Source organism: Pseudomonas sp. MD195_PC81_125 (genome assembly GCF_014060985.1).
In the GTDB taxonomy this organism is placed as follows: Bacteria; Pseudomonadota; Gammaproteobacteria; order Pseudomonadales; family Pseudomonadaceae; genus Aquipseudomonas; species Aquipseudomonas parakoreensis.
Map to the genome: position 1 here is coordinate 1 of NZ_JABULD010000613.1, position 9527 is coordinate 9527.

At 61.3% G+C, this 9527-nt stretch carries 2 protein-coding genes and 3 pseudogenes; 3 read left to right on the forward strand and 2 right to left on the reverse strand.

Translation table 11 applies throughout. The features are described from left to right. Window positions 1–93: 93 nt before the first annotated feature. A pseudogene (xdhB, locus tag HT737_RS24670) lies at window positions 94–2494 on the reverse strand (xanthine dehydrogenase molybdopterin binding subunit). Then, window positions 2487–3941 (reverse strand): xanthine dehydrogenase small subunit, encoded by a 1455-nt coding sequence (xdhA, locus tag HT737_RS24675; RefSeq protein WP_182404180.1) that lies wholly within the window; start codon window positions 3939–3941, stop codon window positions 2487–2489. The pseudogene xdhB and the gene xdhA overlap by 8 nt, the downstream one beginning before the upstream one ends. Window positions 3942–4208: 267 nt before the next feature. On the opposite strand from xdhA, the gene HT737_RS24680 reads away from it, so the two are divergent. The 3 genes and pseudogenes from HT737_RS24680 (at window position 4209) to zipA (ending at window position 9485) form a co-directional block, all read left to right on the forward strand. Next, entirely contained in the window at window positions 4209–4868 is a 660-nt protein-coding gene (locus tag HT737_RS24680) for a GntR family transcriptional regulator (RefSeq protein ID WP_007961062.1), read from the forward strand. A 2-nt stretch (window positions 4869–4870) separates the two neighbouring features. Continuing rightward, window positions 4871–8360 (forward strand): annotated as a pseudogene (gene smc / locus HT737_RS24685) (chromosome segregation protein SMC). 260 nt (window positions 8361–8620) lie between these two features. Beyond that, window positions 8621–9485 (forward strand): annotated as a pseudogene (gene zipA, locus HT737_RS24690) (cell division protein ZipA). The last annotated feature ends 42 nt before the right edge of the window (window positions 9486–9527 follow it).

A 9527-nucleotide genomic window follows, 5' to 3' on the forward strand; every position in this document is an offset into this window, starting at 1 on the left:
CAGCTCCCACAGGTTTTGTGGTGTACCGCAAATCCTGAAATCACCACGGATCACTGTGGGAGCTGGCTTGCCAGCGATTGGCCGCGGCTCGGTCTAGAGCGGAGCCAACTCGGTTTCAGCTTCGACCGCTTTCACCGTCTTGAGCTGGCGCATCTGCTCACACCCCCACAACACCCGCTCCGGGGTCGCCGGCGCATCGATCTGCGGTTGATGCTTGTAGTCACCGAGGCTTGCCACCGCGTCCTTGATCGCGCACCACGCGGCAATTCCGAGCATGAACGGCGGCTCACCGACGGCCTTGGAATGGAACACCGTGTCTTCCGGGTTCTTGCGGTTTTCCACCAGTTTCACCCGCAGGTCCAGCGGCATGTCCGCCACGGCCGGGATCTTGTAGCTGGCCGGGCCGTTGGTCATCAGCTTGCCCTTGTTGTTCCAGACCAGCTCTTCCATGGTCAGCCAGCCCATGCCCTGGATGAAACCGCCCTCGACCTGACCGATGTCGATGGCCGGGTTCAGCGAGGCGCCGACGTCGTGGAGGATGTCGGTACGCAGCATCTTGTACTCGCCGGTCAGGGTGTCGACGATCACTTCGCAGCACGCCGCGCCGAAGGCGAAGTAGTAGAACGGCCGGCCCCGGGCCTGGCTGCGGTCGTAGTAGATTTTCGGGGTCTTGTAGAAGCCGGTGCTCGACAGCGAGACCTGATTGAAATACGCCAGTTGGATCAGCGCCTCGAAGGTCATGATGTGGTCACGCACGCGCACATGGCCGTTGTGGAATTCCACGTCTTCTTCGCTGACCTTGTAGTGCCGCGCGGCGAATTCCACCAGACGCTGCTTGATGATCTCGGCGGCGTTCTGCGCGGCCTTGCCGTTGAGGTCAGCGCCGCTGGAGGCCGCAGTCGGCGAGGTGTTCGGCACTTTGTCGGTGTTGGTCGCGGTGATCTGCACGCGATCCATTTCCACCTGGAACACTTCGGCCACCACCTGCGCGACTTTGGTGTTGAGACCCTGGCCCATTTCCGTGCCGCCGTGGTTCAGGTGGATGCTGCCGTCGGTGTAGACGTGGATCAGCGCGCCGGCCTGATTGAGAAAACTGGCGGTGAAGGAAATGCCGAATTTCACCGGGGTCAGCGCCAGGCCTTTTTTTCAGGATCGGGCTGTTGGCGTTGTAGCGGCGGATCGCCTCGCGGCGCTCGGCGTACTGGCTGCTTTCTTCCAGCTCGGCGGTCATCTCTTCGAGCATGTTGTGCTCGACGGTCTGGTAGTAGTGGGTGACGTTGCGCTCGGTCTTGCCGTAGTAGTTGGCCTTGCGCACGGCCAGTGGATCGAGGTTGAGGTGGCGGGCAATCGCGTCCATCACTTCTTCGATGGCGACCATCCCTTGCGGGCCGCCGAAACCCCGGTAAGCAGTGTTCGACGCGGTGTTGGTCTTGCAGCGGTGACCGTTGATGGTCGCGTCACCGAGGTAATAAGAGTTGTCCGAGTGGAACATCGCCCGGTCAACGATCGAGGCGGACAGGTCCGGCGAACAGCCGCAGTTGCCGGCCAGGTCCATGGCGATGCCGTGCAGGCGCCCGGTGCTGTCGAAGCCGACGTCGTACTCGACATAGAACGGGTGGCGCTTGCCGGTCATCAGCATGTCTTCGACCCGTGGCAGGCGCATCTTGGTCGGCTGGCCGGTGAGGTGCGCGATCACCGCGCACAGGCACGCCGGGCTGGCGGCCTGGGTTTCCTTGCCGCCGAAACCACCGCCCATGCGGCGCATGTCGACGACGATCTTGTTCATCGACACGTCGAGCACTTCGGCCACCAGTTTCTGCACTTCGGTGGGGTTCTGCGTCGAGCAGTAAACGATCATGCCGCCGTCTTCGGTGGGCATTACCGAGGAGATCTGCGTCTCCAGATAAAAGTGTTCCTGGCCGCCGATGTGCAGCGTGCCTTGAATGCGGTGTTCAGCGGTGGCCAATGCCGAAGCCGAATCGCCACGCTGATGGGTGTGGCTGTCGAGCACGAAGTGGCGTTTGCGCAGGGCCTCGACCACGTCCAGCACCGGCTCCAGATCTTCGTATTCGATGATCGCGGCCATCGCGGCTTTACGCGCGGTTTCCAGATCTTTCGCGGCCACGGCCAGCACTGGTTGACCGACGAACTGCACGTCATCGATCGCCAGCAGCGGATCGCCCGGCAGCAGCGGGCCGATGTCTTTCAGGCCCGGCACGTCTTCGTGGGTGATCGCAATGCGCACGCCTTCGAAGGCGTAGCAGGGCTTGGTGTCAATGCGGATGATTTTCGCGTGGGCGCGGTCCGACAGCCGTGCATAAACGTGCAGTTGATTGGGGAATTCCAGGCGATCGTCGATGTACTGCGCTTCACCGGACACATGCTTGGCGGCGCTGTCGTGCTTGACGCTGCGGCCGACGCCGGTGGTCAGGTCCCTGGCGAACAATTCCGCCAGTTCGGCTTGAGTCTTCTCTACGGCGTGATGGTTAGACATAAGCGGTCACCCGAGTCTCGATGTGCGGTGTTTGCAGTTCGATGAAGTATTTGCGCAGCAGGTTCTGCGCGCTGAGCAGGCGATATTCCTTGCTGGCGCGGAAGTCCGAGAGCGGCGTGAAGTCTTCGCCCAGTGCGGCGCAGGCGCGTTCGATAACGGCGTTGCTGAATGGCTGGCCGAGCAGCACGGCTTCGCAATGGGCGGCGCGTTTGGGGATCGCGGCCATGCCGCCGAACGCCACGCGTGCGTCAGTGATCACGCCATTCTCGACGCGCAGATTGAAGGCGGCGCAGACGGCGGAAATGTCATCGTCCAGACGCTTGGAGACCTTGTAGGCGCGGAAACGCTGCCCGGCCGTGGCACGCGGGACGATGATCTTCTCGATGAACTCGCTTTCCTGACGGGCGGTGACCTTGTAGTCGATGAAGTAATCTTCCAGGTTCAGGGTGCGCCGGGTTTCACCCTTGCACAGCACCACCTGCGCGCCGAGGGCGATCAGCAGCGGTGGCGAATCACCGATCGGCGAGGCGTTGCCGATGTTGCCGCCGAGGGTGCCCTGGTTGCGGATCTGCAGCGAGGCAAAGCGGTGCAGCAGTTCGCCGAAGTCCGGGTATTCGGCAGTCAGCGCTTCGTAGCAGTCGGAGAGGGCGGTGGCGGCGCCGATTTCGAGGCGGTCATCGAAGCTTTCGATGCGCTTCATTTCGGCGACGTTGCCGACGTAGATCATCACCGGCAAGGTGCGGTGAAACTGGGTGACTTCCAGCGCCAGATCGGTACCGCCGGCCAGCAGCCGCGCTTGTGGGTAAGCGTCATACAGATCAGCCAGATCGGCCACGGTCAGCGGCACCAGGCAGCGCTTGTCGCCACTGTTGAGTTCACCGATATCGGTCGGGGCGATGGCTTTGAGGCGGGCGATGGTCTCGGCTTCGCGGGCATCGAACTGGTCCGGCTGTTTGCCGCAGCAGGATTGCTCGGCGGCGGCGAGAATCGGCCGGTAGCCGGTGCAGCGGCAGAGATTGCCGGCCAGCGCTTCGTGCGCCTTGGCCTGATCCGGTGCATCGCTGTTCTTTTGCAGGGCGAACAGCGACATGACGAAACCGGGGGTGCAGAAGCCGCACTGCGAGCCGTGGCACTCGACCATGGCTTGCTGCACGCTGTGCAGTTCGCCCTGGTGCTTGAGGTCTTCGACGCTGATCAGTTGTTTGCCGTGCAGCGACGACACAAAGGTCAGGCACGAGTTGAGGCTACGATAGCGAATGTGTTCGCGGCCGGCGTCATCGGTTTGCAACTCGCCGACTACTACGGTGCAGGCGCCACAGTCGCCGCTGGCGCAGCCTTCTTTGGTGCCGGATTTGCCTACATGCTCACGCAGGTAATTGAGCACGGTCAGATTCGGGTCCAGGGCGTGCTCGCTACGGAGTTCCTGGTTAAGTAAAAACTGGATCACGGAAGGCCTCGCAGACTCATTATTGTTGTTAACCGACGTGAGCCGAATTTAGCAGGTCTGACTTTTCGGTCAATGGTTTTCTGACTTAAAGGTCAGGAAAATCGGTTTTGTCGATTAACGCGTGCTCTATTGAGTATTGACCCTGAGCGGAACCCCTGCTTTTTTGCTTGAATCGTGCCAAAAAGCGCCGTGCGGGCACTCCGCCATGCACGTGCATTTGCGCTACACTGCGCCGCTTGTGCAGATCGAAGAGTTTGAAGGACAACCATGACGTTCAAGGCGCCGGACAGCCTCGCCGAGCAAATCGCTCACCACCTCGCCGAACGCATCATTCGCGGCGAAATGAAGCCGGGAGAGCGCATTCAGGAACAGAAGGTCACGCTGGCCCTCAATGTCAGCCGCGGATCGGTCCGCGAAGCCTTGCTGATCCTCGAACGCCGCCACCTGATCGCGATCCTGCCGCGACGTGGCGCCCATGTCACCGAACTCACCGCGCACAAGGTGCAGAGCCTGTGCACGCTGATGAGCGAGCTGTACATCCTGCTCGGCAATGCGGTTGCCAACGGCTGGCAGACCCAGGCCGACATGGCGCCGTTCGTTCAGATTCAGCAGCGCCTCACCGCCAGCTACGAGCGTCAGGACATCCGCACCTTTGTCGACGACAGCTTCGCCGTGATGCGCGCGGCGTACCCGTTTGCCAATAACCCGTACCTGCAAGAGACCGTCGAGAACCTGCAGCCGGCCATGAGCCGTGCGTATTTCCTCGCCCTCGAACAGCGCAAGGCCGAAATGAGCGAGTTCCTCGAACTGTTCGAACGCCTGCTGGCCGCTGTCCTCGCCCGTGATTTGCCGCAGATCCGCATCGTGCTGACGGCTTATGCCCAGCGCAGCTGCGATCTGGTGGTCTCCGCCCTGACGGTTGCCTGAGCGTGCGGCTAAAGTGCATCAAACTGGCGGGGTTCAAGTCCTTCGTCGACCCGACCACGGTGAACTTCCCCAGTAACATGGCGGCAGTCGTCGGGCCGAACGGTTGCGGCAAGTCGAACATCATCGACGCCGTTCGCTGGGTGATGGGCGAGAGTTCGGCGAAGAACCTGCGTGGCGAGTCGATGACCGACGTCATCTTCAACGGCTCGACCAGTCGTAAGCCGGTGAGTCAGGCGAGCATCGAACTGGTGTTCGACAACTCCGACGGCACGCTGGTCGGCGAATACGCGGCGTACGCCGAGATTTCCATTCGCCGCAAAGTCACCCGCGACAGCCAGAACAGCTATTTCCTCAACGGCGCCAAGTGCCGCCGTCGCGACATCACCGACATCTTCCTCGGCACCGGCCTCGGCCCGCGCAGCTACTCGATCATCGAGCAGGGGATGATCTCCAAGCTGATCGAAGCCAAGCCGGAAGACCTGCGCAACTTTATCGAAGAAGCGGCGGGCATCTCCAAGTACAAGGAGCGTCGGCGCGAAACCGAAAACCGCATCCGCCGCACCCACGAAAACCTTGCGCGTCTGACCGACCTGCGCGAAGAGCTGGAGCGCCAGCTCGAACGCCTGCACCGGCAGGCCGAGTCCGCCAAGAAGTATCAGGAATACAAAGCCGAAGAGCGCCAGCTCAAGGCGCAACTGTCGGCCCTGCGCTGGCAGGACCTGAACGATCAGGTCGGCCAGCGCGAATCGATCATCGGCAACCAGGAAGTCAGTTTCGAAGCGCTGGTCGCCGAGCAGCGCAATGCCGATGCCGCCATCGAGCGCCTGCGCGACGGGCACCATGAACTGTCCGAACGCTTCAATCTGGTGCAGGGACGCTTCTATTCGGTCGGCGGCGACATCGCCCGGGTCGAGCAGAGCATTCAGCATGGCCAGCAGCGCTTGCGTCAGTTGCAGGACGATCTGAAAGAAGCCGAGCGCGCGCGTCTGGAAACCGAATCGCACCTGGGCCATGACCGTACGTTGCTGCTGACCCTCGGCGAAGAGCTGGACATGCTCATCCCCGAGCAGGAAGTCACCAGCGCCGCCGCCGAAGAAGCCGCCGCCGCACTGGAAGATTCCGAAAGCGTCATGCACGGCTGGCAGGAGCAGTGGGACACCTTCAACCTGACCGCCGCCGAACCCCGGCGCCAGGCCGAAGTGCAGCAGTCGCGGATCCAGCAACTGGAAACCAGCATGGAACGGCTGGCCGATCGGCAAAAGCGTCTCGCCGAGGAGCGCGACTTGCTCTCCGCCGACCCGGAAGACGCGGCGATCATGGCGCTCAACGAGCAGCTCGCCGAATCCGAAGCGACCCTCGAAGATTTGCAGACCAGCGAAGAAGCGCAGGTCGAAAAACTTGAACAACTGCGTCAGGAATTGCAGCAGGCACTGACCGCGCAACAACAGGCGCAGGGCGATCTGCAACGGCTCAACGGGCGACTGGCGTCACTGGAAGCCTTGCAGCAAGCTGCGCTCGATCCGGGCACCGGCACCGCCGAATGGCTGAAAGAACACAACCTCGCCGAACGGCCGCGTCTGGCCGAAGGCCTGAAGGTCGAGGCCGGTTGGGAGCTGGCGGTGGAAACCGTGCTCGGCGCCGATCTGCAAGCGGTGCTGGTGGATGACTTCAGCGGCTTCGATCTGTCCGGTTTCACCCAAGGGGATTTGCGCCTGCTCAGCCCTGCCAGCGATGGTGTGCGGGTAGCGGGCAGCCTGCTGGATAAAGTCGAAGCACAGATCGATCTGTCGCCATGGCTCGGCCAGGTCAAACCGGTCGACAGCCTTGAGCAGGCCTTGGCCCTGCGCGGGCAGTTGAGTGCCGGGCAGAGCCTGATCAGTCGCGACGGTTATTGGGTTGGTCGACACTTTCTGCGCGTACGTCGCGCCAGTGAAGCCGAGAGCGGCATGCTCGCCCGGGGCCAGGAAATCGAGACGCTGCAGGCCGAGCGCGAAGAGCGCGAAGCCACGGTCGAAGCCATGGAAACCCGCTTGCAGACCTTGCGTGCGCAACAGCGTCAGCAGGAAAACGGCCGCGAACATTTGCGTCGCCTGCTGCAGGATGAAGCCCGCTCCCAAGGTGAATTGAAAGCCCAGTTGTCTGCCGGTAAAGCCAAGGCCGAGCAACTGACGCTGCGCCGCACGCGGCTTGACGAAGAGCTGATCGAGCTCGCCGAGCAGCGCGAGCTTGAGCACGAACAAGTCGGCGAAGCGCGCATGCAATTGCAGGAAGCGCTCGATGCCATGGCGCTGGACACCGAGCAGCGCGAATTGCTGCTGGCCCAGCGTGACAGCTTGCGCGAACGCCTTGATCGCGTGCGCCAGGAAGCCCGCCAGCACAAGGATCACGCCCATCAACTGGCGGTGCGTCTCGGTTCGCTGCGTGCGCAGCACGATTCCACGCGCCAGGCGCTGGAGCGTCTGGAAATGCAGGCCGAGCGCCTGAGCGAAAAAACGCGAACAGTTGAGTCTGAATCTGGAGGAGGGCGAGGCGCCGCTGGAAGAGCTGCGCCTGAAACTCGAAGAACTGCTCGACAAGCGCATGACCGTCGACGAAGAACTGAAAACCGCGCAGATCGCCCTGGAAGATGCCGACCGCGAATTGCGCGAGGCGGAAAAGCGCAGGACCCAGGCCGAGCAGCAATCGCAACTGATCCGTGGTCAGCTCGAACAGCAGCGCATGGAATGGCAAGCACTGACCGTGCGGCGCAAGGCGTTGCAGGATCAATTGCTCGAAGACGGCTACGATCTCAATGGCGTGCTCGCGACCTTGACGCCTGAGGCCAGTGAACGCGCCGCCGAAGAAGAACTCGAACGGATCAATGCGCGGATTCAGCGCCTGGGCGCGATCAACCTCGCGGCCATCGACGAATACACGCAACAATCCGAGCGTAAACGTTATCTGGATGCGCAGGACGCCGATCTGGTCGAAGCATTGGAGACCCTGGAAAACGTCATTCGCAAGATCGACAAGGAAACCCGTAACCGCTTCAAAGATACCTTTGATCAGATCAATGGCGGTTTACAGGCGCTTTTCCCGAAAGTTTTCGGTGGCGGCAGCGCGTATTTGGAACTGACGGGCGAAGATCTACTCGATACAGGGGTGACGATCATGGCGCGGCCGCCAGGAAAGAAGAACAGCACCATCCATTTGCTCTCCGGCGGGGAAAAAGCCCTGACCGCGCTGGCACTGGTTTTTGCGATCTTCAAATTGAATCCGGCGCCGTTCTGCATGCTCGATGAAGTTGACGCGCCACTGGATGACGCTAACGTTGGACGCTACGCACGATTGGTTAAAGAGATGTCGCAGACCGTGCAGTTCATCTATATCACCCACAACAAGATCGCCATGGAAATGGCCGATCAACTGATGGGCGTGACGATGCACGAGCCGGGTTGTTCGCGACTGGTTGCAGTGGATGTCGAGGAGGCAATGGCGATGGTGGACGCCTGAGTCAGCGTGGTGTCGGAAGGGTATGAATAGTCTGTAGGACTTTTTTTACCGACTTCGACTTGCTGGCCAATCGACATATTCGCGCAAGCCAACGTGACAGACGGTGTAAAGTTGTCTTTGGTCGTGCTAGTTTAATGTCAATTTTTCGTATACGTGGGCAAAACGCCTGTCAGAACATAGAGTTGGCGCCACGTTTTAAAGCGGTTTGCACAATGTAAACCCCTTATTTTTCAGCATTTTTTATAGAGGCACGGGATTACATGGAAATCGGTCTGCGCGAGTGGCTGATCGTCATCGGCATCATTGTGATAGCCGGTATTCTTTTTGATGGCTGGCGCCGTATGCGCGGCGGCAAGGGAAAACTGAAATTCCGTCTTGACCGAAGTCTGTCCAACCTGCCGGACGAGGACACCAGCGCTGAGCTGTTGGGCCCGGCCCGCGTGCTGGATACGCACAAAAGAGCCACAACTGGACGAACACGATCTGCCATCGGTGAGCATGCCGGCCCGCGAAGCACGCGAGCCTCGCGAATCCGGCTCCAAGCGTGGCAAGCGCGGCAGCAACGGTCCGGCCCAGGGCGACTTGAATCTCGATCTGGACCTGGACGGCGGCCCGAGCTTCAGCAGCCGTGATGATGACTTCGTCGACGACAGCAAGCCGGCGCCGGCCGTGGCCGACAAGGATCAGCCGCAAGCCGAAGAAGTCCTGGTGATCAGCGTGATCTGCCGCGACGCCGCCGGCTTCAAAGGCCCGGCCCTGCTGCAGAACATTCTCGAAAGCGGTCTGCGTTTTGGCGAGATGGATATTTTCCACCGCCACGAAAGCATGGCCGGCAACGGTGAAGTGCTGTTCTCCATGGCCAACGCGGTCAAGCCGGGGATCTTTGATCTGGACGACATCGACCATTTCAGCACGCCGGCGGTGAGTTTCTTCCTCGGTCTGCCAGGCCCGCGTCATCCGAAGCAGGCCTTCGACGTGATGGTGGCGGCAGCGCGCAAGCTGTCCCAGGAGCTGAACGGCGAGCTGAAAGACGACCAGCGCAGCGTGCTGACCGCGCAGACTATCGAGCACTACCGTCAGCGCATCGTCGAATTCGAGCGCCGCGCCCTGACCCAGAAGCGCTAAGGCCAAGATCAAAAGATCGCAGCCTTCGGCAGACTCCTACAG